Source organism: Pseudomonas sp. MF6767 (assembly GCF_016405475.1).
Lineage (GTDB): Bacteria > Pseudomonadota > Gammaproteobacteria > Pseudomonadales > Pseudomonadaceae > Aquipseudomonas > Aquipseudomonas paracarnis.
This window is the reverse complement of sequence record NZ_JAEKCY010000001.1, coordinates 441482-466243: the sequence shown is the minus strand read 5'-3', so window position 1 is coordinate 466243 and position 24762 is coordinate 441482. Positions and strand designations below refer to the sequence as shown.

The following is a 24762-nucleotide window of genomic DNA, read 5'->3' as shown; positions in this document are numbered from 1 at the left end:
AGCGCGAGATCGGTGGCGTTCCTTTTGCAAATCGTTACACTGCTGCGGCCACTCCAATAAATACACCGAGGCCGTGTGCATGAAATTTCGTCTTCTCCTGTGGGTGCTGGGCCTGATGATGGGCAAAGCCAGCCGCACCAACCCCGCCTTCCAGCAGCAACTGGGTGACAAAGACCTGGCCTTCCAGCTGCAGACCCTCGACGGCAAGGTTGCCCGTCACTTCATCGTCAAAGACCAGCGCATCACCAGCCGCTCAGGTGTCCACCCGGCGCCGGCCTTCGCGATTGCCTTCAAGGATGCCGCCTACGGCTTCGCCACGATGCAGGCGAAGAACAAGCAACTGGCGTTCATGACGGGGATTCAGGACAAGTCGATCCAGATCAAGGGCAACCCGGCACTGGTGATCTGGTTCCAGGGTCTGACCAAGTATTTGAAGCCGAAGAAAAAGAAGTAGGTGGTCAGGTAGACCGAGTTGGATTCATCGCAGGCAAGCCAGCTCCCACAGTGACCGCGTTCCAACTTGGAAATACGGTCAACTGTGGGAGCTGGCTTGCCTGCGATAGCGGTTTAACAGGCGGTGGGCTTACCCCTGGCTGAACTGCGAAGCCAATTCGCGCAACAGCACTTCGGCATCCAGCACTTTACCCACCACGTCCTCGGCCTTCTCGCGGCTCAGGCCCAGGCGCTCAAGCAACGCGTCGGGAATGGATTCATCCGGCCCGGAGCCAATCCCCCGGCTGCGCAACAGGCGCACCGCCAGGCACACCAGGTTCGGATACTCGGCGTATTGCCCGTCATACGTGGGATCGTGCTGGAAGCGCAGGGCGGTGCACAGTTCGTCCGGCATGTCCCAGTAGCGCATCAGCCAGGCGCCGATCTGTTCGCGGCTGATGCCCAGCAAATGTTGCTCGACGTAGCTGTGGCACAGGTGCGGGTTGACCTCCAGGTGGCGGCAGATCAGCGAGAAGTGCGGCGGAAACACGTGGGCCAGCAGCAGGTAGCCGAAGTTGTGCAGCAAACCTGCCAGGTAGGTCAGGCCGGCTTCCGGGCGTTGGGCGCGGGGCATGGCGCGGGTCAGGCCCTCGATCACGGCGGCGGTGTAGATCGACTGGTGCCAGTACGGCGTGGACAGGTGCGGGCGGTCCTTGGGCAGGCTCAGGGTTTTGCCCAGGGCCAGGCCCAGCGCCAGGTTGATCACAAGATCAAAGCCCAGCACGCGCACGATGGCGTCTTCGACTGAGCGGATCTTGCCCGGCGAGGCGTAGTAGGGCGACGCGGCCCAGCTTACGACCTGGGCGGCAAGGGCCGGGTCGGTTTCCACCACGCCAGTAATGTCGTCGATGGTGGCGTTGGGATCCACGCGCAGCTTGATGATCTTCTGCGCCGTGTCGGCCAGCGGCGGAATTTCGATGGTCGCTTCCAGGCGTTGCTGGATACGGCGAGCGGTGAAGGCTTGCATCGCCTGGGTGATTTCCTCGCGGTCATCATTGGGGCGGTCGAGGTTCGGACGGATGTTGCTCAAGGGCTCACCGAACTGCGCGGCGCTGGCCTTGGTGAGCAGGCTCTTGAAGGCGTCGGTGGGGATTTCCAGCAACAGCCCGGCTTCGCCCGAATGCACCAGCAGGCTCGGCTCATTGAGCAAGCGGCCTTCGTACAGGCACGGCGAACTGGTCAGGGGCGGCAAGCCCGGCAGCAGGCTCAGGTCATGCTTGCCCAGCATGCGCTCGACCCGCTCGGGGGCGACGGCCGTGAGGCGGCGACCGGTGAGTTCGGCGAGGCGGTTGAGGTCCAGCAATTGGCTTTGGGGAAACAGCACCATGAGCGCGCCAACCGCATCTTCAAGCAACACCGCCTGGACCTTTCGGGCAGGGTTCAGGCCAGGCTGTTCGATGACTTCCGTGTAGGGGATGGCGAGCTTTGCGAGCAGCGCCCGAATGACCGGCGGGGCGGTCAGTGGGGCTGTGGCGAGGGCAACTTCTGACATGGCCTGATCCAATTTCTTACATTCATTGGAGTATAACCAGCTTGATACGGGTGTTGGTCGGATAAGTGGCGTTTGTGATGAGGTTGGCGGTGTGCTGATTACCCTGTAGGAGCGAGCTTGCTCGCGAAGACCTTCCTGGCGGCGCCATCATCCAGAGCGTCCGCGTCATCGTTGGCGTTTTTCGCGAGCAAGCTCGCTCCTACAGGGAAGAGGTCAAACCTGGCCGTACTGTTGGCCGTGGCGTAGCCAGCGGTTGAGCAACGGGCTGACGTGGTCGGGCCAGCGCTCAAGCAGGGCCTGGGCGGCGTCGCGGACTGCGGGCAACAAGTCAGCATCGCGCATCAGGTCGGCAACCTTGAATTGCAGCAGGCCGGTCTGGCGCGTGCCGAGCATTTCACCCGGGCCGCGCAGTTCGAGGTCTTTTTCGGCAATGACAAAACCGTCGTTGGTTTCGCGCATGATGCCCAAGCGCTGGCGACCGATCTGCGACAGTGGCGGATGATAGAGCAGCACGCAGTGGCTGGCGGCACTGCCCCGGCCAACCCGCCCGCGCAATTGGTGCAGTTGCGCCAGGCCCAGGCGCTCGGGGTTTTCGATGATCATCAGGCTGGCGTTGGGGACGTCCACGCCCACTTCAATCACGGTGGTCGCCACCAGCAATTGCAGGTTGCCGGCCTTGAACTCGGCCATTACCGCGGCTTTTTCCGCCGGTTTCATACGGCCATGGATCAACCCCACCTTGAGCTCACCCAAGGCACTGGTGAGGTCTTCATAAGTGGTTTCGGCGGCCTGGCAGGTCAGTTCTTCGGACTCTTCGATCAGGGTACACACCCAGTACGCCTGGCGGCCTTCGGCGCAAGCACCGCGCACGCGCTCGATCACTTCGACGCGCCGGGTGTCGGTGACCAGCACGGTGTTGACCGGGGTACGCCCCGGCGGCAGTTCGTCGAGGATCGAGGTGTCGAGGTCGGCGTAGGCGCTCATGGCCAGGGTGCGTGGGATCGGCGTGGCGGTCATGATCAACTGGTGCGGGTTCATGCGCCCGCCCACGCCTTTCTGGCGCAGAGCCAGGCGCTGTTGCACGCCAAAGCGGTGCTGTTCGTCGATGATCACCAGTGCGAGGTTCTTGAACTGCACTTCGTCCTGGAACAGCGCATGGGTGCCCACCACCATCGGTGCGCCGGCGGCGATCTGCTCCAGGGCGGCCACGCGGTTCTTGCCTTTGAGCTTGCCAGCCAGCCACGCCACCTCCAGGCCCAGCGGTTCGAGCCAGCGCTTGAAGGTGATGAAGTGTTGTTCGGCGAGGATTTCCGTCGGTGCCATCAGCGCCACTTGATAGCCAGCTTCCAGGGCTTGCAGGGCGGCGAGGGCAGCGACCACGGTCTTGCCTGCCCCTACGTCACCCTGGATCAACCGCAGCATCGGTTCTTGCTGGCTGAGGTCGTAGGCGATTTCATTGCCCACGCGCTGTTGCGCGCCGGTGGGCGCAAAGCCGAGGTTGGCCAGGTATTGCGCAGGCAGCCGCGTGGCTCTGGGCATCGCCGGGGCGCGCAGGGTACGCATGCTTTCGCGCAGGCGTTGCTGGGACAGCTGGTGCGTGAGCAGTTCTTCAAAGGCCAGGCGATGCTGGGCCCAGTGATGACCGAGGGCGAGTTCGTCCACATCGGCATCGGCGGGCGGGTGATGCAAATAGCGAATCGCATCGGCCAGGGGCGCCAGCTGATAGTCGCGGGCCAGCTCCAGGGGCAGCCAATCGGGCAGGCTTTGCGGGCCGAGCATGGTCAGGGTCTGCATGCACAACTGGCGCAGGCGTTGCTGGGTCAGGCCCTCGGTCAGCGGATAGATCGGCGTGAGCGTGGTGTCCACCGGTGGCGGCTCATCGCCGGTAATGGCGCGGTATTCCGGGTGGTAGATTTCCAGGCCTGATGCACCTGGGCGTGCCTCGCCATAGCAGCGCACGCGGGTGCCACGCTTGAGGCCTTCCTTCTGCGCGTTGCTGAAGTGGTAGAAGCGCAGGCTCAAGCCGCCGGTGCCGTCCTGCAGGCGCACCACCAGGCTGCGGCGCTTGCCCATCACCACGTCGGCGCCACTGACGGTGCCTTCGATCACCGCGTCTTGCCCAGGGCGCAAATGGCCGATGGGCACCACGCGGGTGCGGTCCTGGTAGCGCAGGGGCAGGTGGAACAGCACGTCCTGAAGGTTCTCCAGGCCGACCTTGGCCAGCTTCTCGGCCATGGCCTCACCGACACCCTTGAGTGCCGTCACCGACACCTGCGACAGCTCAGTCATACCGTGGCTTAGCTCGCAACGGGCGGCTTGGCCACCGAACACAGACGGATCGAGTCCGCGAGAATCTCAATCGCTTTGGGGCGCGGGAAGCTGGCGCGCCAGGCAATCGCTACGGTACGGAACGGCACCGGCGGCGTGAGTGGGCGCACTTCGATCACGCCCTGGGCGTAGTGATGGCTGTCTACCGCAGACAGCGGCAGGATCGAGATACCCAGGCCGGAAGCGACCATATGGCGAATGGTTTCCAGGGAGCTGGATTCCACCGTGGTGTGCTTGGCGCCGTCGTTGCCCTTGGTCAGGGTCGGGCAGGCTTCCAGCACCTGATCGCGGAAGCAGTGGCCTTCACCGAGCAGCAGCAGGCTCTTGTCGTTGAGCAGGCCGGCGTCGATGGTGTCCTTCTTGGTCCACGGGTGGGAGGCCGGCATCAGCACGTAGAACGGCTCGTCGTAGAGCGGCAGGGTCAGCACGTCCGCTTCGTTGAAGGGCAGGGCGATGATGATCGCGTCCAGCTCGCCGTTGCGCAGTTTGTCGCGCAGCACGTGGGTGAAGTTTTCTTCGATATACAGCGGCATCTGCGGTGCGACGCGATGCAGTTGCGGGATCAGGTGCGGGAACAGGTAGGGGCCGACCGTGTAGATCGCGCCGACCTTGAGCGGCGCGGTCAGCTGGTTCTTGCCGGCCTGGGCCAGTTCGCGAATGCTTTGCGCCTGTTCCAGGACCTTCTGCGCCTGGGCAACGATACCTTCGCCCACCGGGGTGAGGCGCACGGCGCTCTTGCTGCGCTCGAAAATCAGCACACCGAGTTCGTCTTCAAGCTTTTTCACACCCACCGACAGCGTCGGCTGGCTGACGTGGCAACGCTCGGCGGCATGGCCGAAGTGCTGTTCTTGGGCGAGGGTCACGATGTAGCGTAATTCTGTGAGAGTCATAGCGGGCGTCCATGAGGTTGCGGGCCAAGCATACCGGCTGCAATCGATAGACGCACGTTATCAGAACTTTGCTGGGGATTGAGTGGGGAATATCGGAATTTTACTGAGGTATTAAAGCGAATGTGGGAGGGAGCAAGTCCCTCCCACAGTGCTCTCTCAGCGGCGACGCTTGTCGATGTTGTAGACGAACGGCGCGACCAGTTCGACGCTGCCGTTTTTCAGCAGATCGGCAGGTGGCTTGGGTAGCGGCTGAGCCTTGCGGATCATCTCAAGGGTTGCACGGTCCAGGTCGGCGTTGCCGGAGCGGCCTTCCAGTTCGTAGGACAGCACATTACCTTCGCCATCGACCACGAAGCGCAAGCGGTTCATACCTTCCTTGCCACTGCGTTGGGCGCCGGGCGGGTACTTCTTGTACTTCTGCAGATGCGCCAACAAAGTGCTTTGCCAGGATGCCTGGGCGGCCAGCTGCTGTGCCGACGGGCCTGGCGTAGGCTGGGCGGACTTCTGCGCAGGTGCGTTGCTCGGCGGCGTTTCGCTCGGTGGCTCCTCGGAAGGTTTCTCCTTGGGCGGCTCGGGCTTCTTCTCCACCGGCTTTGGCGGTTGTGGCTTAGGCTTGGGCTTGACCGGCTTGGGCACCTGGATCGTTGGCTTGGGCGCCTCGGCCAGCTTCGGCAGGGGCAGCTCTTCGACCGGTGGCGGCGGCGGCGCAACGACCTTGGGCGGTGCTGGAGGCGGCGGCGGTGCTGGCAGCGGCGCCAGGTCGATGACCATGGCGGCGGGTGGCAGCTGGATCGCCTGCGGCGCGGACCATTGGAGCGCGATGATGATCGCGACGGCATGCACGCCCAGCACGACGGCGAGGCTGGTGCCATAACGCGTCAGTTTGTGGCGCGTCGTGATCATTTCTTGGCTGCCGTCTCAAGTCCGACCAGGCCTACCTTGAGGTAGCCGGCTGCCCGCAGGGCATCCATCACGCTCATCAGGTCGCCGTAGTCCACGCCTTTGTCGGCCTGGAAGAAGATGGTCGTGTCTTTCTTGCCTTGGGTCTTGGCATCCAGCACCGGCCCCAGGGTTTCAGCCTTGACCTCTTCTTCGCCCAGGAACAGGCGTTGGTCCGCCTTGACGCTGAGGAAGATCGGTTTTTCCGGCCGCGGCGCCGGCTTGGCGCTGGACGCGGGCAGGTCCACCTTGATGTCCACGGTTGCCAGCGGTGCCGCCACCATGAAGATGATCAGCAGCACCAGCATCACGTCGATAAACGGCGTGACGTTGATTTCGTGGTTCTCGACGAGTTCGTCGTCGCCTTGATTCAAATGCAGGCCCATGGCCGATTACCCCACTTTCACCATGTGCGGTTGCGAGCTGCGCTCGGTAGGCAGGTGATCGAGGTCACGGCTGACGAGCAACAGGACTTCTGCCGACGCATCCGATACCTGAGCCTTGTAGCCGGCGATCGAACGGGCGAAGACGTTGTAGATCACCACCGCAGGAATTGCGGCAACCAGGCCCAGGGCGGTAGCCAGCAGGGCTTCGGCGATGCCGGGGGCAACGACGGCGAGGTTGGTGGTCTGGGTTTTGGCGATACCGATGAAGCTGTTCATGATGCCCCACACGGTACCGAACAGGCCGACGAAGGGTGCGGTGGAACCGATGGTAGCGAGTACGCCGGTGCCGCTGCTCATGTTACGGCCGCAGGCGGCCACCAGGCGCTCAAGGCGGAAGCTGACGCGCTCCTTGATGCCTTCTTTTTCACGGGTGTTGGCCGACAGGCGCATTTCTTCCAGTGCGTCGTGCACCAGCAGGTTGGCCAGGGTGCCCTTCTTGGTCGCGGTTTCGCTCGCTTCCTTGAGGGTGGTGGCTTTTTTCAGGTGGACGATTTCAGCGCGCAGACGACGCTTGGCGCCCAACAGCTCGAAGCCTTTGGCAATCCAGATGGTCCAGGTGATGATCGAGGCAATGGCCAGGCCGATCATTACGGCTTTCACCACCACGTCAGCATTCTGGTACATGCCCCATGGCGACAAGTCGTGGGCCATGCCCAGGGTGTTGTCTTCTTCCAGCACCACGCCGGTTTCGTCGGCAGGTGCGGCGGCGCCGGCGGCCTGGGCCGGGTCGGTGGCCACTGGCGCGACGGCAGGCGTTGCCGCAGTAGCGGCATTTTGCTCGGCAGCTGCCGGAGCGGCTGGGGCAGTGGCGTCAGCGAATGCGGCGGTCGGTGCCAGCAATACGCTGAACAGCATCGCAGCAATCGCACGCCAGGCGCGGGAGGGGCTGTGAAGCTTGGTTGGCGAAGCGGGGGTTGTATGACGTGTCATGCTGGCCGGACCTGAGAGAAAAAATGGGTGATCGTCCTTCCAGACCATTTAGGGTCGAGGACAAATGGGCGGTTATTATTGCAAGTAATTCTTGTTAACTAAAGTGGCACTGTTACTTTATTTCGCTTTTTACTGGCCGTTGATCCACTCGCGCGGCTAATCTGCGCCTTTGAGAATGGAGTTTTATGATGTCTGCGCCTTCTGTTGTGATTGCCGGTTGCGGTGATGTGGGTAGTCGGCTGGCTAGCCAATTGCTGGCCTCGGAATGGGAGGTTCACGGCCTGCGCCGCGATATTTCGCGCCTGCCCGACGGGGTGATCGGCATCGCCGGCGACCTGTTCAAAAAGGACTGCCCGGACACCTGGCCGATCGGCGGGGTGGATTATCTGGTGTACTGCGCCGCTGCCACCGACCACGACGAGGCCGGCTATCGCGCCGCCTACGTGCAAGGGTTGCAGCATGTGTTGGAGTGGTTGGAAGACTACGGCCAGACGCCCAAGCATTTGCTGTTTGTCTCCAGCAGCAGTGTGTATGGGCAGCAAAACGGCGAGTGGGTCGACGAAACGTCCGAGACGCAAGCGAAGGGCTATTCCGGGCAGGTGATGCTGGAAGCTGAACAGGTGGCGCTCAACAGCGGTATTCCAGCGACCATCGTGCGACTGACCGGGATTTACGGCCCGGGTCGGGAATGGCTGCTCACTCAGGTTCGCCAAGGCTATCGCGTAGCGGTTGACCCGCCGTTGTATGGCAACCGTATCCACGCCGATGACGCCGCGGGCCTGCTCGCCTTTTTGCTGCGGCATGTGGAAAAAGGCGGTTCGCTGGACAAGTTCTATATCGGCGTTGACGATGCGCCGGCACCACTGGCCGAGGTGGTGGCGTGGTTGCGCGAGTACCTGGGTGTGACCGAATGGGCCGAGGACGCCAGTGTGCGGCGTGCGGGGAGCAAGCAGTGCAGTAATGCACGTATGAAGGCGCTTGGCTGGACGCCGACATACCCGACTTACCGGGAAGGCTATGCGGCGATTCTGAAAGGCTGAAGCGCGGCAAAAAATGTGGGAGCTGGCTTGCCTGCGATAGCGGTATATCAATCACATCTTTGTTGGATGTAATACCGTCATCGCAGGCAAGCCAGCTCCCACATTTGGATTTGGGCGAGGCTTTTATTACTTTTCAAGCAACCATTGGCGAGGGCCTGGCGTAAACGAAGGCACTTCATCGGCCTGCGCGGTATTGATCGCCTGGAAGATCTCCAGTTGCTTACCCTTGCGCGTGAAGATCCATGGGTTGCCCTGGCCGTTCAGTTGCAGCCAGATGCTGTCATAGCCGCCGCTCATGGAGGCGCAATCGCCTGCCAGGCAGAGTGAATAACGATCAACCCCCGGCAGGCCGGCGACCTTGCCGTCTGCCTGGAACTGCACCGTGGCGCCGCTGCCGGTGCCGTCGCTGATCTTCCAGTCGCCGCCCATATAGGCCGCGTACAGCGTGCGTTCGAAGTTGGCGCCCAGTGGCGCGCCTTCTGGGGCCGGGTCTTTGGCGCGGGCAAACAGCTGCTCGGGCTCGTTGTCGTTGGCCACTTGCAGCAGTTGTTTGCCTTTGCGTTTGAGTTCGGTGGCAGAGCTGCCATAGAAATCCACGTTCCATGCGCCGGGCTTTTCACCCGACAACTTGCCTTCCGCCACTTCAAAACCGTTGTAGTAGCGCGCCTGCAAAGCCTTGGTGTTGACCTCCCACTCGAGGTTGGGGCCATAGGACTGCAGGGCTTCACGCAAAGGGCCGCCCTTGGCTGCCGCGTCGATGGCGGCCTGGTTGATCCAGGTACCGCTTACATCCAGGTCGGCGGGGTTGCTGGCACAGCCGCCGAGCAACAGGGCGAGCAACGAGGAGGCTACAAGCGCTTTGCGCATTACGAAATCCTTCTGAAACGAAGTCGGCGCAGCCTGTTTGGGCTGCGCCGGGTGTTTTACTCGATGACCAGAATGGCGTCCATCTCAACCTGTGCACCCTTTGGCAGGGCGGCAACGCCGATGGCGGCGCGGGCTGGGTAAGGTTGTTCGAAGTACTTGCCCATGATCTCGTTGACCTTGGCAAAGTGGCTGAGGTCGGTGAGGAAGATGTTCAGCTTGACGATGTCCTTGAACGAACCACCGGCAGCTTCAGCCACGGACTTGAGGTTTTCAAAGACCTGCACGGTCTGGGCTTCGAAGCCTTCAACCAGTTCCATGGTCTTTGGGTCCAGCGGGATCTGGCCGGACATGTAGACGGTGTTGCCCGCCTTGATCGCCTGGGAATAAGTGCCGATGGCGGCTGGAGCTTTATCGCTGGTGATAACTGTCTTGGTCATGAATGACTCCTTGTAATGGATCGGTTATGCACGCATGCGGGTGATGCGGATCACACCGGTCAAGGCGCGCAACTTTTTGATCACGCGGGCCAGGTGCACGCGGTCGTGCACGCTGACCACCAGTTGGACCACGCTGATGCGACCATCGCGTTCGTCCATGCTGATTTTCTCGATATTGCCGTCGGCGGCGTTGACGCTGCTGGCCAGCAGGGCGATGAGGCCGCGCTGGTGTTCCAGCTCCACTCGCAGTTCGACGTTGAATTCGCCGGTGACATCCTTGGCCCACGAGAGCTGGATGCATTTTTCCGGGTTGTGGCGGATTTCGGTGATGTTGCGGCAGTTGTCCAGGTGCACCACCATGCCTTTGCCGGCGGACAAGTGGCCAACAATCGGGTCGCCTGGGATCGGCGTGCAACATTTGGCGTAGCTGAGCACCAGGCCCTCGGTGCCGCGAATCGCCAGTGGGCCTTCGGGGCTCGGCAACTGTTCGCCTTCGCCCAGCAGGCGGCGCGCAACCACGTAGGCCATGCGGTTGCCCAGGCCGATGTCTTCCAGCAGGTCTTCGATGGTTTCCTGTCGGTACTCGTGGAGCATCGCTTGCACGCGCTCTTGCGGAATCTTGTCCAGGGCGCTGTCGAAGCCGTTGAGCACCTTGTTCAGCAGGCGTTCGCCCAGGCTGATGGATTCGGAGCGGCGCTGCAATTTCAGCGCGTGGCGAATATGCGTACGGGCCTTGCCGGTGACCACGAAGTTGAGCCAGGCCGGATTCGGGCGAGCGCCCGGTGCGCTGACGATCTCCACCGTGGAACCGCTTTGCAGCGGTTCGGACAACGGGGCAAGGCGCCGGTTGATGCGACAGGCGATGCAGCTGTTGCCGACATCGGTGTGCACCGCGTAGGCAAAGTCGACCGCCGTGGAGCCTTTGGGCAGCTCCATGATCCGGCCTTTGGGCGTGAACACGTAGACCTCGTCCGGGAACAGGTCGATCTTCACGCTTTCGATAAATTCCAGGGAGTTGCCGGCACGTTGCTGCATTTCCAGCACGCCCTTGACCCATTGGCGCGCACGGGCATGGGTGCCTTTGGGCTGCTCGTCACCGCTGGACTTGTACAGCCAGTGGGCGGCAATGCCGTTGTTGGCCATCTCTTCCATTTCGCGGGTGCGGATCTGGATCTCGATCGGCACGCCGTGCATGCCAAACAGGGTGGTATGCAGCGACTGGTAGCCGTTGGCCTTGGGAATTGCGATGTAGTCCTTGAAGCGGCCCGGCAGGGGCTTGTACAAATTATGTACAGCGCCCAGTACGCGGTAGCAGGTATCGACCTTGTCGACGATGATCCGGAACGCATAGACGTCCATGATCTCGTTGAAGGCCCGACGCTTGCCGCGCATCTTTTTGTAGATGCCGTAGATGTGCTTCTGCCGGCCGCTGACCTCGCCCTGGATCTCGTCGATCGCCAGGCAATGGCTCAGGGACTCTTCGATCTTGTTGACGATTTCCTTGCGGTTGCCCCGTGCGCGCTTGACCGCCTGGTAGATGCGCGCCGAACGCATGGGGTGCATGGCTTTAAAGCCCAGGTCTTCGAATTCGATACGAATGGCGTGCATGCCCAGCCGGTTGGCGATGGGCGCATAGATTTCCAGGGTTTCCTTGGCGATGCGCCGGCGCTTTTCGCCGGACAGCACTTCCAGCGTGCGCATGTTGTGCAGCCGGTCGGCCAGCTTGACCAGGATCACCCGAATGTCTCGGGCCATGGCCATGGCCATCTTCTGGAAGTTTTCCGCCTGGGCTTCGGCCTTGGTCTCGAAGTTCATCTGGGTCAGCTTGCTGACCCCATCGACCAGTTCGGCCACGGTTTCGCCAAATTGCGCACTGAGCGCTTCCTTGGCAATGCCGGTGTCTTCGATCACGTCATGCAGCATCGCGGCCATCAGGCTCTGATGGTCCATGTGCATGTCGGCAAGAATATTGGCCACCGCAAGAGGATGGGTGACATACGCCTCGCCGCTACGTCGGCGTTGGCCGTCGTGGGCTTGTTCGGCGTAGAAATACGCTCGGCGAACCAGGTTGACCTGGTCTGCGCCGAGGTAGGCCGATAAGCGATCGGCGAGGGCGTCTATGCTCGGCAAAGTGTGAACTCCTGCCGATGGCTGTGACCCCGCGCCGTGCTACGTCGACCAGGCATAGGCTTAGACGTCCTCGTTGGACTCGCCTTCGAACGCTGCAAACAGCGGTTCGTCTTCAACGATTTCGGCGTTGGCGATGAACTCGTAGCTCATCAGGCCTTCAGCGATTTCACGCAGGGCTACAACGGTAGGCTTGTCGTTTTCCCACTGGACCAGAGGCTCTTTGCCGCCAGTGGCCAGTTGACGGGCACGCTTGGTAGAGAGCATGACCAGCTCAAAGCGGTTATCCACGTGTTCTAGGCAGTCTTCAACGGTTACGCGGGCCATGGTATTCCTCGGAGCGAATGCAAGATGCGCGCTGCCCGGTTGGGCGAGCGGACTGAGCAGTTTAAAAAATCACCAGCGTTTAGGGAAGCGCTGATTTTTCGCAGGCCTTCGCAAAACCGCTACAAGTGCCAATGTAAGGCCCTTGCAGCTGTTTTGGGAAGAGTCAATCAGCCGAGCAATTCGGCGAGTAATTTGCCGAAACGCTGCTGTTGGCGCTTTTGCTGCAGTTGGTTGGCGCGGAAAATCGCCTTCAAATCATCCAGGGCGTGGGTAAAGTCGTCATTGATGATCAGGTAGTCGTAGTCGACGTAGTGGCTCATTTCGCTGACGGCTTCACGCATGCGGCCCTCGATAATTTCATCGCTGTCCTGGCCGCGGTTGGTCAGGCGTTGGTGCAGGGCTTGGAGCGATGGCGGCAGGATGAAGATGGAGCGCGCCTTGGGCATCAGCTGGCGCACTTGCTCGGCGCCCTGCCAGTCGATCTCCAGGATCAGGTCGTGGCCTTCGTCCAGGGTCTGTTGCAGGTGGCTCTGCGAGGTGCCGTAGAGGTTGCCGAACACTTCGGCGCGCTCCAGGAAGTCACCGTGTTCGATCATCTTGACGAACTCGGTACGCTCGACGAAGTGATAGTGCACGCCGTCCACTTCGCCCGGGCGCATGGCGCGGGTGGTGTGCGAGACCGAAATGCGGATCTGCTCGTCAGCGTCGGTCAAGGCCTTGACCAGGCTGCTCTTGCCCGCGCCCGAAGGGGCGGAAATGATGTAAAGGGTGCCGGTGCTGTGGGTCATGGAGGGTGCCTTACTCAATATTCTGTACTTGTTCGCGCATTTGCTCGATCAACACTTTGAGGTTGACCGCCGCCGTGGTGCTGCGCGGGTCGAACGCTTTGGAGCCCAGTGTATTGGCTTCGCGGTTGAGTTCCTGCATCAGGAAGTCCAGGCGCCGACCGGCGGCACCGCCGGACTTGAGTACGCGGCGCACTTCAAGAATATGGGTGCTCAGGCGGTCGAGTTCTTCGGCCACGTCGCTCTTCTGCGTGAGCAGGACCATTTCCTGTTCCAGGCGCGTCGGATCGAGGTCGGCCTTCATGTCGGTGAAGCGGTCGAGGACCTTCTGGCGCTGGGTGGCGAGCATCTGCGGTACCAATTCGCGCAGGGTCACTACGTCGGCTTCGATCGATGTCAGCCGCTCGTTGATCAGGCGCGCCAGTTCGGCGCCTTCGCGTTCACGGCCGGCCTTGAGCTCCTTCAGGCCCTGGTTGAACAGGGCGAGGGCTTCGGCATTCAAGGCCTGTGGGTCTGCCGCGTCGGCCACCAGCACGCCGGGCCAGGCCAATACTTCCAGAGGGTTCAATGCGGCTGGCTGTTTGATCAGGCCGGCGATGGTTTCGGCCGCGGCCACCAGTTGGGCGGCGCGGTCTCGGTCGACCTGCAGCGGCTTGCCGGTGGTTTCTTCGGTAAAGCGCAGAGTGCATTCCAGCTTGCCGCGGGAGATGCCCTGGCGCAGCGCTTCACGAACCGCGCCTTCAAGGTCGCGGAACGACTCCGGCAGGCGCAGGTGCGGCTCCAGGTAACGGCTGTTGACCGAGCGCAGTTCCCAGCTGAGGGTGCCTTGGGCCCCGGCTTTTTCGACACGGGCGAAGGCGGTCATGCTGTGCACCATGGAGGTACCTCGCGATGCAGTCCCGCAAATACGGGCTGATGGGTAAATTGAAGCCGACAGGCTGCGAAGGCGCAGGAGTGTAGCGCAGTGGGGCGGGTGCGCCAAAACAATGGCCGATCGCCTGACCATTCGTAACCGAATTTTTTAGAAGTGCCTCGAACCGGCTTGCGGCTCTATAATGCTCGGCAGTTTTTCGTCCTCAGTACAGGTATCCCCTATGAAACGTCCAAGTGGTCGCGCTGCCGATCAGCTCCGCTCGATCCGCATCACCCGCAACTACACCAAACACGCCGAGGGATCCGTACTGGTCGAGTTTGGCGATACCAAGGTCATCTGCACTGTCAGCGTCGAAAACGGCGTGCCGCGCTTCCTCAAGGGCCAGGGCCAGGGTTGGTTGACCGCTGAATACGGCATGCTGCCGCGCGCCACTGGCGAGCGTAACCAGCGTGAAGCCAGCCGTGGCAAGCAAGGCGGGCGTACCCTGGAAATCCAGCGCCTGATCGGCCGCTCCCTGCGTGCCGCCCTGGATATGTCCAAGCTGGGTGACGTCACCCTCTACGTCGACTGCGACGTGATCCAGGCTGACGGCGGTACCCGCACGGCGTCCATCACCGGCGCCATGGTGGCCCTGGTCGACGCTTTGAAAGTCATCAAGAAGCGTGGCGGCCTGAAAGCGGGTGACCCGCTCAAGCAGATGATCGCCGCTGTGTCTGTTGGCATGTACCAGGGCGAGCCTGTGCTGGACCTGGACTACCTGGAAGACTCGGCCGCCGAGACCGACCTCAACGTGGTCATGACCAGCACCGGTGGTTTCATCGAAGTGCAGGGCACTGCCGAAGGCGCGCCATTCCAGCCGGCTGAGCTGAACGCCATGCTGGCCTTGGCCCAGAAAGGCATGACCGAAATCTTTGAATTGCAGAACGCCGCGCTGGCTGACTGAGCCGGCCCCAAGGAGAAGCGCCATGAATGACAGCCAGTTGCCGGTCCCGGCCCCGTCCAAGGAAGTACGCCAGTGGGCAATGTTGTGTCATTTTGCGGCATTCCTGGGGTTGGTATTCCCCTTCGGCAGCTTGCTGGGGCCGTTGATCCTGTGGCAGTTCAAGAAGGACATGGACCCGCTCATCGATGACCAGGGCAAGGAGGCGCTGAATTTCCAGATCACCGTGGCGATCGCCTGGCTGGTGTGCCTGTTGCTGGGCTTCGTGGTCGTTGGCTTCTTGCTGATGACCGTGCTGGTGATTGGTGCGTTGATACTGACGATCATCGCCGGTATCAAGGCCAACAAAGGCATTGCCTATCGCTATCCGTGGACCTGGCGCCTGGTCAAGTAACCGGGCGGCCACAAAAAAACCGACATCACTGTCGGTTTTTTTGTACCTGGAAAAAGACCTCAGATGGTCAATGTCCAGTCGTAGTCCACGATCAGCGGCGCGTGCTGCGAGAAGCGCGGCTGGCGCGGCAGGCGTGCACTGCGTACGAACCGGCGCAGACCTGGGGTCAGCAGCTGGTAGTCGAAACGCCAGCCCAGGTTGAGCATCTCAGCCTGTTCGTTATCTGGCCACCAGCTGTACTGGTCGCCTTCGCGGCTGACTTCACGCAGGGCATCGACATAGCCCATGTTGCCGACAATCTCGTCCATCCAGGCGCGTTCTGGCGCCAGGAAGCCCGGGGATTGCTGGCTGTCGCGCCAGTTCTTGATATCCAGCTTCTGTTGCGCCACGTACAGCGAGCCACAATAAATGTACTCGCGACGTTTGCGTCGCTGTTTATCCAGGTAACGGGCGAAATCGTCCATTAGCTTGAATTTCTGGTTCAAGTCTTCATCGCCGTTTTGCCCGGAAGGAAGCAGCAAGGTCGCGATGCTGACCTTGTCGAAATCGGCTTGCAGGTAACGCCCGTAGCGGTCGGCTGTCTCGAAGCCGAGGCCGCTGATGACCGCCTTGGGTTGCAACCGCGAGTACAAAGCCACGCCACCTTGGGTGGGCACTTCGGCATCGCAGGCATAAAGGAAGTAGCCATCCAGTTGGAAGGCTGGGTCGTCCAGTTCAAAGGCGGAGGCACGGGTGTCCTGCAGGCAGATGACGTCGGCATTCTGTGCTTGCAGCCAACTGAGCAAACCACGCTCGACTGCAGCCTGAATACCATTAACGTTCACACTGATGATCCGCATAAATGGCCCCAAAAATCGCGTGCGTGTATGATACACGCCGTCCACCCAATTAGCTAAATCCGTGGTATCTGAGGCTTTTTTCATGCAGGCGTATCAGCGCGATTTCATTCGTTTTGCCATCGATCGCGGCGTTTTACGCTTCGGTGAGTTCACCCTCAAGTCCGGGCGCATCAGCCCGTACTTCTTCAATGCGGGCCTGTTCAACTCAGGTTCGGCCCTGGCTCAGCTGGGCCGTTTCTATGCGGCAGCCATCGTTGAGAGCGGTATTTCCTTCGACGTACTCTTTGGCCCGGCCTACAAGGGTATTCCCCTGGCAGCGGCGACGGCGGTAGCCCTGGCGGAGCATCACGGGCAGGACTTGCCGTGGTGTTTCAACCGTAAGGAAGCCAAGGCCCATGGTGAAGGTGGCAGCCTGGTCGGCGCGCCATTGACCGGCGATGTACTGATCATCGATGACGTGATCACCGCGGGTACTGCTATCCGTGAAGTGATGCAGATCATCGCTTCCCAGGACGGCGCCAAGGCTGCCGGTGTGTTGATCGCCTTGAACCGCCAGGAGCGTGGCAACGGTGAGTTGTCGGCGATCCAGGAAGTGGAGCGTGACTTCGGCATTCCGGTGGTGAGCATCGTGTCGTTGAACCAGGTGTTGCAGTTCCTGGAAGATGACTCGCAGCTCAAGCAACATTTGCCGGCTGTGCGTGCATACCGCGAGCAGTTCGGCGTCTGACACTGAATCCTGTGGGAGCGGGCTTGCCCGCGATAGCGATGTGTCAGGCGGTGCATTTTTGCATGTACTGTCGTCATCGCAGGCAAGCCAGCTCCCACATTTGAACTGTGTACAAACAAAGGCCCCGCTCAATTCAATTGAGCGGGGCCTTTTGCTTTGCAGCGATCAAGGGCGCTTGCGGTTACTGATCAACGTACCGACACCGGTATCGGTGAAGATTTCCAACAGTATTGCATTTGGCACGCGGCCATCCAGGATCAGCGAGCTGCCGACGCCGCCCTGCACGGCTTCCAGTGCGCAACGGATCTTCGGCAACATGCCGCCGTAGATGGTGCCGTCGGCGATCAGGTCGTCTACCTGCTGGGTAGTCAAGCCGGTCAGTACCTTGCCTTCCTTGTCCATCAAGCCGGCGATGTTGGTCAGCAGCATCAGTTTTTCAGCCTTCAGTGCTTCCGCCACCTTACCGGCTACCAGATCGGCGTTGATGTTATAGGACTCGCCATTAGCACCCACGCCGATCGGCGCAATTACCGGGATGAAGTCGCCCTTGACCAGCAGGTTGAGCAAATCGGTGTTGATGCCGATGACTTCGCCCACCTGGCCGATGTCGATGATTTCCGGCTGGGTCATCTCCGGCGTCTTGCGGGTCACGGTCAGTTTCTTGGCGCGGATCAGTTCCGCATCCTTGCCGGTCAGTCCGATGGCGCTGCCGCCGTGGCGGTTGATCAGGTTGACGATGTCTTTGTTGACCTGGCCGCCGAGGACCATTTCCACCACGTCCATGGTTTGCGCGTCAGTGACACGCATGCCATCGATGAAGTGACTCTCGATCGACAAACGCTTGAGCAGGTCGCCAATTTGCGGGCCGCCGCCGTGGACGACCACGGGGTTGATCCCCACAGCCTTCATCAGCACGATGTCGCGGGCAAAGCCGGTTTTCAGCTCATCGCTTTCCATGGCATTGCCGCCGTACTTGATCACCAGCGTCTTGCCGACGTAGCGTCGAATATAAGGCAACGCTTCGGACAGGACCTTGGCGGTGTTGGCAGCGGCTTCGCGTTCGAGGGTCATTCAGGGCTCCGGGCAAAAATCAGAACGGTAATTGGAGATCAGGGGCAACACGTTTCAACTGGGCGTGGAACACGTCCTTGATGCGCTGCAACTCCGCTTCGGTATCCGCCTCGAAACGCAGGACCAGCACCGGTGTGGTGTTGGACGCGCGAACCAGGCCCCAGCCTTTGGCGTAATCGACTCGCACACCATCAATGGTGGTCAGGTTGGCGCCTTCACCCCATTGCGCATCGTGCAATGCGTCAATGATGCTGAATTTGCTCTCCTCGGTCACATGGATATTGATCTCTGGCGTAGAAATATCATTCGGGAAGGTCTGAAACAGCTCTTCGGCCGTGGATTTCTCCTTGCTGAGGATCTCCAGCAGGCGAGCGGCGCTGTAAATACCGTCGTCAAACCCGAACCAGCGCTCCTTGAAGAAGACGTGGCCGCTCATTTCACCGGCCAACAGCGCGCCGGTTTCCTTCATTTTCTTTTTGATCAACGAGTGACCGGTCTTCCACATTAGCGGGCGACCACCGTATTCCTTGATCAATGGCGTCAGGCGACGAGTGCATTTCACATCGAAGATGATCTCGGCGTTGGCATTGCGCGCAACCACGTCTCGAGCAAACAGCATCAACAGGCGGTCCGGGAACACGATCTCGCCGGTTTCGGTCACCACGCCCACACGGTCGCCGTCGCCATCGAAGGCCAAGCCGACGTCGGCGCCCACTTCCTTGACCTTGGCAATCAGGTCTACCAGGTTTTCCGGCTTGCCTGGGTCCGGGTGATGGTTGGGGAAGTTGCCGTCCACTTCGCAGAACAGTGGGATCACTTCGCAGTTCAGGGCTTCGAGCAATTGCGGGGCAATCACACCCGCTGCGCCGTTGCCGCAGTCCACCACGACTTTCAAGCGGCGGGCGAGCTTGACGTCGCGAGTGATTTCATCGGAGTAGCGCTGGAGGATATCGACCTTGGTGATGCTGCCGGTGCCGCTGGTCAAGTCGTTGGTCTTCAGGCGGGTGTGCAGGGCCTGGATCTGTTCATTGGCGAGGGTGTCGCCAGCGATGACGATCTTGAAGCCGTTGTAATCCGACGGATTGTGGCTGCCGGTGAGCATGACCCCGGATTTGCCCGCCAGTACGTTGGCGGCGTAGTACAGCGCGGGGGTTGGCACCAGGCCGACGTCGCTGACATGGCAGCCGCTTTCAGCCAGGCCCTGGATCAGTTGCTCGACCAACTCCGGGCCGGACAAGCGGCCGTCACGGCCTACCGAGACGTTGGGTTCGCCTTGGGCCAGGCTCTGGGAGCCGATGGCGCGGCCGATCCAGTAGGCGGTTTCGGCGGTCAGGGTTTTGGGGACCACACCACGGATGTCATAGGCGCGAAAAATGCTGTCGGGAAAGGTCGGGGCTACGCGGGCTGCGGTACTCATCGCGGGGGAAACTCCATCTGAAAGGGGGCAAGGCGGGCCTGATGTGGCTGGCCGGCAGGCTCAAACTGAAGGGTATGACGGCGTTTTCGGCAGAGAGTTCGTGGTGTAAAAATGCCATCGGCGCTTCGGCCTCGGCATTATTTTTACCTAAATCTTTGATTTTATTATAGAAATCTCGATGATCATTTCCGCGCATTCTTTATCCTGAAAGGCCGGGCGGCGGTGTGTGGCCGGACGATTGCGCCCGGCCACGTTCAGCTTAGTCAGTGACTGCCGGAATGCCCAAAACCGCCTGCACCACGTTGGGTTTCGTCGAATTCCTGTACCAATTCGAAATGCGCCTGCACCACCGGCACCAATACCAACTGGGCAATGCGCTCGCCGACGGCGATGTTGAAAGCAGTCTGGCCACGGTTCCAGCACGACACCATCAACTCGCCCTGGTAGTCGGAATCGATCAGGCCGACCAGGTTGCCTAGCACGATGCCATGTTTATGGCCCAAGCCGGAGCGCGGCAGGATCAGCGCCGCCAGGCCAGGATCGCCGACATAGATCGACAAGCCCGTGGGAATCAGGATGGTCTGGCCCGGCTCAAGGACGGTGTCTTGCTTGAGCATGGCGCGCAGGTCCAGGCCGGCGGAGCCCGGCGTGGCGTAGGCCGGCAGAGGGAATTCGCTGCCGAGGCGTGGGTCGAGAATCTTGGCTTGCAAAGCGTGCATGGACATTAAACCTGGTTCAGCCGTTGGGCGATAAAAGAGATCAGTTGGCGGGCAATCTTGCCCTTGCTGGTCTGGGCGAAAAGGGTGGCGTGCAGTTCACGGTCGATCACGCTGCACGCATTTTCCTCGCTGTTGAAGCCGATGCTCGGGTTGGCGACATCATTGGCAACGATCAAATCGAGGTTTTTGTCTTTCAGTTTGCGTGCGGCGTAGTCCAGCAGGTGCTCGGTCTCGGCTGCGAAGCCGACGCTGAACGGACGGTCCGGACGGGTAGCGATGGTGGCCAGAATGTCCGGGTTACGCACCATTTGCAGGAGCAGGCCGTCGCCGCTCGTAGGGTCTTTCTTGAGCTTCTGCGGGGCCACGACCTCGGGTCGGTAATCCGCAACCGCTGCCGAGGCGATAAACAGGTCGCAGGGAATGGCGGCTTCGCAGGCCGCCAACATGTCCCGGGCGCTGACTACGTCGATACGCGTAACGCGATCAGGGGTCGGCAAATGTACCGGGCCGGTGATCAGTGTGACCCGTGCGCCTGCCTCGACCGCAGCTTCTGCCAACGCGAAGCCCATTTTTCCTGAGCTATGGTTGGTGATGTAGCGCACCGGGTCGATGTTTTCCTGGGTCGGGCCGGCGGTGATCAGCACGTGCTTGCCGGTCAGGGCCAGATGCTGGAAGCACTCGGCTGCGCACTGCGCCAGGTCGGTGGCTTCGAGCATGCGGCCCAGGCCGACGTCGCCGCAGGCCTGGCTGCCGGAAGCCGGGCCGAACACCTTGAGGCCGCGGGTTTGCAGGAGTTGGGTATTGGCCTGGGTGGCCGGATCGCGCCACATGGCCTGGTTCATGGCCGGTGCGATAGCGACGGTGGCGTCGGTGGCCAATACCAGGGTGGTGAGCAGGTCATCGGCAATGCCCTGGGCCAGGCGGGCGATCAGGTCGGCAGTGGCCGGGGCTATCAGCACCAGGTCGGCCCATTTGGCCAGTTCGATATGGCCCATGGCGGCTTCTGCGGCCGGGTCCAGCAGGTCGAGGTGAACCGGGTGGCCGGACAACGCTTGCATGGTCAGCGGGGTGATGAACTCACTGCCACCACGGGTCATGACCACGCGCACTTCGGCGCCCTGGTCCAGGAGCCTGCGAACCAACTCTGCGCTCTTGTAGGCGGCAATGCCGCCGCCGACGCCGAGAACGATGCGTTTCCGATACAGACGCTGCATTGGTTTGCCTTTCCAGTTCAGTGATGCCAGTTCAATGACACCTGCGATGACCCCTCCCCAGGTGAAATCGCAGGCAAAAAAGAGGGCCCTACGATAACACAGCGCCCGCCGGGCAACAGCGGAGCAGATACAGGGAGGTGGGATGAGTATTCGTGATTGGCCCGTGGCAGAGCGTCCACGGGAGAAGTTATTGGAAGGCGGCGCGGCGAGCCTGTCTGATGCCGAGCTGTTGGCGATCTTCCTGCGTACGGGGGTGGCCGGCCGAAGTGCGGTGGATCTGGCGCGCCATCTGTTGGCCCAATTCGGTGGCCTGCGCCCGTTACTGGAGGCCAGCCAGACGCTGTTCAGCCAGCATCTGGGGCTGGGGCCGGCGAAGTTTGCCCAGTTGCAGGCGGTGTTGGAGATGTCCCGGCGCCACCTGGCTGAGCGCTTGCGGGCTGACTCTGTGCTGGAAAGCCCGCTGGCCGTGCGCGAGTACCTCAAGGCACTGCTGCGCCATGAGCCCCATGAGATCTTCGGCTGCCTGTTCCTGGACTCCAAGCATCGGGTGCTAGGGTTCGAGGTCATGTCCCAAGGCACGATCGACGCTGCGATTGTCTACCCGCGACAGGTGGTCAAGCGCGCCTTGGCGTACAACTCGGCGGCATTGATCCTGTGTCATAACCATCCGTCGGGAAGCACGGAGCCCAGCGCGGCTGATCGAAAATTGACCAAGCTGCTGCAAAAGGCGCTGGACGTGGTGGATGTGCGGGTGCTGGACCACATCATCGTGGGCGATGGTGACCCGCTGTCTATGGCTGAATACGGTTGGCTGTAACGGCCCTGCCTCTGTAGGAGCTTGCTCGCGAAAAACCAGAGGGCCCCGTGGGGTGTCAGGTTTTTCCGCGTCATCGTTGACGATTTTCGCGAGCAAGCTCGCTCCTACAGGTGGGGGGGTGTGCCTTAGGGCTTGAGGCTGACTTTCGAATAGTCCTGGCGCCCGAACGGGCTTACCTGGTACCCCTGGATGTTCTGGCGGGTCAAGGCAAACGCCGTCGGATGCGCCAGTGGCAGCCACAGCGCCTGTTGCTGGATCTGCGCCTGGGCCTGCTGATACAGCTTGCTGCGCACACCTTGCTCACTGGTGGTTTTGCCCGCACTGATCAACTTATCCAGGGTGGGGTCGCAATAGCGGGCAAAGTTGGTGCCGGACTTTACCGCGGCGCAGGAGAACTGCGGCGTCAGGAAGTTATCCGGGTCGCCGTTGTCCCCGGCCCAGCCCATGAACAGCAAGTCGTGCTCGCCGGCCTTGGCGCGGCGGATCAACTCGCCCCATTCGATCACGCGAATCTCGGCCTGGATGCCAACCTTGGCCAGGTCGGCCTGCAACAGTTGGGCGCCGAGGTTCGGGTTGGGGTTCAGCAGGCTGCCGGTAGGGCGGGTCCATATTGTGGTCTTGAAGCCGTCCTTGAGCCCGGCGCGGCCCAGCAGCGCCTTGGCTTTGGCGAGGTCCTGCGGGTAGCCTGGCAACTCTTTGGCATAGCTCCAGGTGTTCGGCGGGTAGACACCGTTGGCCGCTTCGGCGGTGCCTTCGAATACGGCCTTGAGGTAGCTGTCCTTATCAAAGGCCAGGTTGATCGCCTGGCGCACTTCGGGCTTGTCCAGCGGTGGGTGCTGGCTGTTGATAGCGACGAACGCGGTCATGAAGGCGGCGGTTTTTTCCACCTTCAGCGCCGCGTCTTTTTCGGCCTCGCCCACGTCCAGGGGCTTGGGTGACAGGGCGATCTGGCATTCATCGCGGTGCAGCTTCTGCAGGCGTACGTTGGCGTCCGGGGTGATGGCGAAAATCAGGTTATCCACCGCCGGTTTGCCGGCGAAGTAGTCCGGGTTGGCCTTGTAACGCACCACGGCATCTTTCTGGAAACGCACGAACACAAACGGGCCGGTGCCGATTGGCTGGCTGTTGAGCTTCTCGGGTGTGCCGGCCATGAGCAATTTATCGGCATATTCAGCCGGATAGATCGACGCAAAGCCCATGCTCAGTGCTGGGAGGAAGGTGGAATCGGCATGGTCGAGGGTGAAGCGTACGGTCAGTGGGTCAAGGGCGTCGATTTTCTTGACCAGTGCCGGCAATTGCAGGGATTGGGCGTGAGGAAAGCCGCTCTGGGCGATCTTGTGCCACGGGTTGGCCGGGTCGAGCATGCGCTCGAAGCTGAAGCGTACATCTTCGGCCGTCAGGGTGCGGCTTGGGCTGAAATAGCTGGTGCGATGGAATTTCACATCGGGGTGCAGTTTGAAGGTGTACGTCAGCCCATCGGGCGACACTTCCCAGCTATCTGCAAGGCTCGGTACCAACTTGCCACTGGCCGCGTCGAATTCCACCAAACGGTTCATCAGCACGTCGGCCGAGGCGTTGGTGGTGGTCAGTGAGTTGTACTGCACCACATCGAACCCTTCGGGGCTGGCCTCGGTGCATACGCTCAAGTTGGTGGCCGCAACGGCCATCGGCGCAATAAAGAGAGGGGCAAGCAATAGCGGTAGGGCAGCGAGGCGCATATTCGGTTTCCTGTGCAGATCGAAGGCCCATCTGCGAGTGCAGTCTGGAAAAAGCCTACCGTAGAGGTCTGATTGATAAATGACTAGCCCATTTTTGCCTGTGCTTTTGGCCAAAATGCTGTTTTGATGGCGCCTCAGCGTGTTTCGCCGTGCACTTCCCTGTGACCGCAGACGTTGTAAATCATTCTGTGCGACGAGCGGTCGGCTGTTACAGCGGCCCCTCCTGGCAGTGGTTCAGGCACTTGTGGCCAAGATTTACGCTGCTAAAAGTACACAGGTTGTTGTTGCACTGGGGTCTTTCTGGTATAAAGCAGCGCTCTTTTCTAGGGGCCCGGTTCCTTCACTGTAGGTGTAGCCGGTAAGACCCTAAAGAAACGCGGCGCCTGGCGCCAAATGACTGAGAGATTAAGCGGCCAACCCATGCCGGGTTGGGCATGTGGTTTTAGAGGGCTGAGGCATGTCGAGAGTCTGTCAAGTTACCGGTAAGGGTCCGGTGACTGGGAATAACATTTCCCACGCAAATAACAAAACCCGTCGTCGTTTCCTGCCGAACCTGCAGCATCACCGCTTCTGGGTTGAAGAAGAGAAACGTTTTGTTCGCCTGCGTGTATCTGCTAAAGGCATGCGTATTATCGACAAGCGTGGCATCACTGTCGTGCTGGCCGAAATCCGCGCCGCTGGCAAGATCTAAGGAGCTCTATCATGCGTGAATTGATTCGAATGATCTCTAGCGCCGGTACTGGTCACTTCTACACTACCGACAAGAACAAGCGTACTACCCCGGACAAGCTCGAAAAGAAAATGTTCGACCCGCGCGTTCGCAAGCACGTGATCTACAAAGAAGGCAAAATCAAGTAATTGATTTTCTTCCTTGTGAAAAAAAGCCCGTATCTCACGATGCGGGCTTTTTTTTGCCTGATGTCCCCACGCTC

General features: G+C 60.9%; 26 protein-coding genes and 1 pseudogene. 8 read left to right on the top strand and 19 right to left on the bottom strand.

Annotation, left to right across the window (positions count from 1 at the left end; translation table 11 throughout):
* Positions 1-79 precede the first annotated feature (79 nt).
* Positions 80-454 carry a hypothetical protein gene (locus JFT58_RS02190; protein WP_003195530.1) on the top strand — a complete coding sequence of 125 codons (375 nt, stop codon included), beginning with the start codon at positions 80-82 and terminating at the stop codon, positions 452-454.
* Between the two features lie 129 nt (positions 455-583).
* Here the strand turns inward: JFT58_RS02190 and JFT58_RS02185 are convergent, their stop codons facing one another.
* The 6 genes from JFT58_RS02185 to exbB all read right to left on the bottom strand — a co-directional run bounded on the left by JFT58_RS02185 (position 584) and on the right by exbB (position 7517).
* Entirely contained in the window at positions 584-1984 is a 1401-nt protein-coding gene (locus JFT58_RS02185; protein WP_032894530.1) for an aminoacyl-tRNA deacylase and HDOD domain-containing protein, read from the bottom strand.
* A gap of 213 nt (positions 1985-2197) precedes the next feature.
* Complete coding sequence (gene recG, locus JFT58_RS02180) at positions 2198-4273, bottom strand: ATP-dependent DNA helicase RecG (RefSeq protein ID WP_054896111.1); 2076 nt, start codon at positions 4271-4273, stop codon at positions 2198-2200.
* A gap of 8 nt (positions 4274-4281) precedes the next feature.
* On the bottom strand, positions 4282-5202 hold the full coding sequence (locus JFT58_RS02175) for a hydrogen peroxide-inducible genes activator (RefSeq protein ID WP_003195523.1): 921 nt from the start codon (positions 5200-5202) through the stop codon (positions 4282-4284).
* 156 nt (positions 5203-5358) lie between these two features.
* Positions 5359-6105, bottom strand: coding sequence for an energy transducer TonB family protein (locus JFT58_RS02170; RefSeq protein ID WP_003195521.1), 747 nt, complete (start codon positions 6103-6105; stop codon positions 5359-5361).
* Positions 6102-6527, bottom strand: a complete 426-nt coding sequence (exbD, locus tag JFT58_RS02165) for a TonB system transport protein ExbD (RefSeq protein ID WP_003195519.1) — start codon at positions 6525-6527, stop codon at positions 6102-6104. The genes JFT58_RS02170 and exbD overlap by 4 nt, the downstream gene beginning before the upstream one ends.
* Before the next feature lie 6 nt (positions 6528-6533).
* A complete protein-coding gene (gene exbB, locus JFT58_RS02160; RefSeq protein ID WP_034129097.1) occupies positions 6534-7517 on the bottom strand; it encodes a tonB-system energizer ExbB in 984 nt (327 codons plus the stop codon).
* Positions 7518-7705: 188 nt separating this feature from the next.
* On the opposite strand from exbB, the gene JFT58_RS02155 reads away from it, so the two are divergent.
* Entirely contained in the window at positions 7706-8557 is an 852-nt protein-coding gene (locus tag JFT58_RS02155) for an SDR family oxidoreductase (RefSeq protein WP_054896043.1), read from the top strand.
* 126 nt (positions 8558-8683) lie between these two features.
* Here the strand turns inward: JFT58_RS02155 and JFT58_RS02150 are convergent, their stop codons facing one another.
* From JFT58_RS02150 to JFT58_RS02125, 6 genes are all read right to left on the bottom strand, one after another.
* Complete coding sequence (locus JFT58_RS02150) at positions 8684-9424, bottom strand: hypothetical protein (RefSeq protein ID WP_054896042.1); 741 nt, start codon at positions 9422-9424, stop codon at positions 8684-8686.
* A 56-nt stretch (positions 9425-9480) separates the two neighbouring features.
* The gene (locus JFT58_RS02145; RefSeq protein WP_003176922.1) at positions 9481-9861 is read right to left on the bottom strand and encodes a RidA family protein; all 381 of its coding nucleotides are present in this window, start codon (positions 9859-9861) and stop codon (positions 9481-9483) included.
* Positions 9862-9885: 24 nt separating this feature from the next.
* Positions 9886-11991, bottom strand: a complete 2106-nt coding sequence (gene spoT / locus JFT58_RS02140) for a bifunctional GTP diphosphokinase/guanosine-3',5'-bis pyrophosphate 3'-pyrophosphohydrolase (RefSeq protein ID WP_054896041.1) — start codon at positions 11989-11991, stop codon at positions 9886-9888.
* A gap of 60 nt (positions 11992-12051) precedes the next feature.
* Positions 12052-12315: a DNA-directed RNA polymerase subunit omega gene (rpoZ, locus tag JFT58_RS02135; RefSeq protein ID WP_003195508.1), complete on the bottom strand. Its 264-nt coding sequence runs from the start codon at positions 12313-12315 to the stop codon at positions 12052-12054.
* Between the two features lie 167 nt (positions 12316-12482).
* A complete protein-coding gene (gene gmk, locus JFT58_RS02130; RefSeq protein WP_019818119.1) occupies positions 12483-13103 on the bottom strand; it encodes a guanylate kinase in 621 nt (206 codons plus the stop codon).
* 10 nt (positions 13104-13113) lie between these two features.
* Positions 13114-13977 (bottom strand): YicC/YloC family endoribonuclease, encoded by an 864-nt coding sequence (locus tag JFT58_RS02125; RefSeq protein WP_054896040.1) that lies wholly within the window; start codon positions 13975-13977, stop codon positions 13114-13116.
* 217 nt (positions 13978-14194) lie between these two features.
* On the opposite strand from JFT58_RS02125, the gene rph reads away from it, so the two are divergent.
* Positions 14195-14917, top strand: a complete 723-nt coding sequence (gene rph / locus JFT58_RS02120) for a ribonuclease PH (protein WP_003195497.1) — start codon at positions 14195-14197, stop codon at positions 14915-14917.
* A 22-nt stretch (positions 14918-14939) separates the two neighbouring features.
* The gene (locus JFT58_RS02115; protein ID WP_003195495.1) at positions 14940-15308 is read left to right on the top strand and encodes a DUF4870 domain-containing protein; all 369 of its coding nucleotides are present in this window, start codon (positions 14940-14942) and stop codon (positions 15306-15308) included.
* A 59-nt stretch (positions 15309-15367) separates the two neighbouring features.
* On the opposite strand, the gene JFT58_RS02110 is transcribed toward JFT58_RS02115, so the two are convergent.
* Positions 15368-16147 (bottom strand): exodeoxyribonuclease III, encoded by a 780-nt coding sequence (locus JFT58_RS02110; RefSeq protein ID WP_003195493.1) that lies wholly within the window; start codon positions 16145-16147, stop codon positions 15368-15370.
* Positions 16148-16229: 82 nt separating this feature from the next.
* Between JFT58_RS02110 and pyrE the strand changes: the two genes are divergently transcribed.
* Positions 16230-16874: an orotate phosphoribosyltransferase gene (gene pyrE, locus JFT58_RS02105; protein WP_054896039.1), complete on the top strand. Its 645-nt coding sequence runs from the start codon at positions 16230-16232 to the stop codon at positions 16872-16874.
* Between the two features lie 165 nt (positions 16875-17039).
* On the opposite strand, the gene argB is transcribed toward pyrE, so the two are convergent.
* The 5 genes and pseudogenes from argB to coaBC form a co-directional block, all read right to left on the bottom strand.
* Positions 17040-17945 carry an acetylglutamate kinase gene (gene argB, locus JFT58_RS02100; protein WP_003213275.1) on the bottom strand — a complete coding sequence of 302 codons (906 nt, stop codon included), beginning with the start codon at positions 17943-17945 and terminating at the stop codon, positions 17040-17042.
* A 19-nt stretch (positions 17946-17964) separates the two neighbouring features.
* Positions 17965-19371: pseudogene (locus JFT58_RS02095) on the bottom strand (phosphomannomutase/phosphoglucomutase); the annotation flags it as partial.
* Entirely contained in the window at positions 19304-19558 is a 255-nt protein-coding gene (locus JFT58_RS02090) for a hypothetical protein (RefSeq protein ID WP_198834283.1), read from the bottom strand. The gene JFT58_RS02090 and the pseudogene JFT58_RS02095, both read right to left, overlap by 68 nt.
* A 67-nt stretch (positions 19559-19625) precedes the next feature.
* A complete protein-coding gene (dut, locus tag JFT58_RS02085; protein ID WP_034129254.1) occupies positions 19626-20081 on the bottom strand; it encodes a dUTP diphosphatase in 456 nt (151 codons plus the stop codon).
* Positions 20082-20086: 5 nt separating this feature from the next.
* Positions 20087-21295, bottom strand: a complete 1209-nt coding sequence (gene coaBC, locus JFT58_RS02080) for a bifunctional phosphopantothenoylcysteine decarboxylase/phosphopantothenate--cysteine ligase CoaBC (protein WP_003195481.1) — start codon at positions 21293-21295, stop codon at positions 20087-20089.
* A 142-nt stretch (positions 21296-21437) separates the two neighbouring features.
* On the opposite strand from coaBC, the gene radC reads away from it, so the two are divergent.
* A complete protein-coding gene (gene radC / locus JFT58_RS02075; RefSeq protein ID WP_072445639.1) occupies positions 21438-22112 on the top strand; it encodes a RadC family protein in 675 nt (224 codons plus the stop codon).
* A 125-nt stretch (positions 22113-22237) separates the two neighbouring features.
* Here the strand turns inward: radC and JFT58_RS02070 are convergent, their stop codons facing one another.
* Positions 22238-23830, bottom strand: a complete 1593-nt coding sequence (locus JFT58_RS02070) for an ABC transporter substrate-binding protein (protein ID WP_054896029.1) — start codon at positions 23828-23830, stop codon at positions 22238-22240.
* A gap of 457 nt (positions 23831-24287) precedes the next feature.
* On the opposite strand from JFT58_RS02070, the gene rpmB reads away from it, so the two are divergent.
* Together rpmB and rpmG are read left to right on the top strand one after the other, a co-directional pair.
* On the top strand, positions 24288-24521 hold the full coding sequence (rpmB, locus tag JFT58_RS02065; protein WP_003176907.1) for a 50S ribosomal protein L28: 234 nt from the start codon (positions 24288-24290) through the stop codon (positions 24519-24521).
* Between the two features lie 11 nt (positions 24522-24532).
* Entirely contained in the window at positions 24533-24688 is a 156-nt protein-coding gene (gene rpmG / locus JFT58_RS02060) for a 50S ribosomal protein L33 (RefSeq protein ID WP_003176906.1), read from the top strand.
* Positions 24689-24762: the final 74 nt, after the last annotated feature.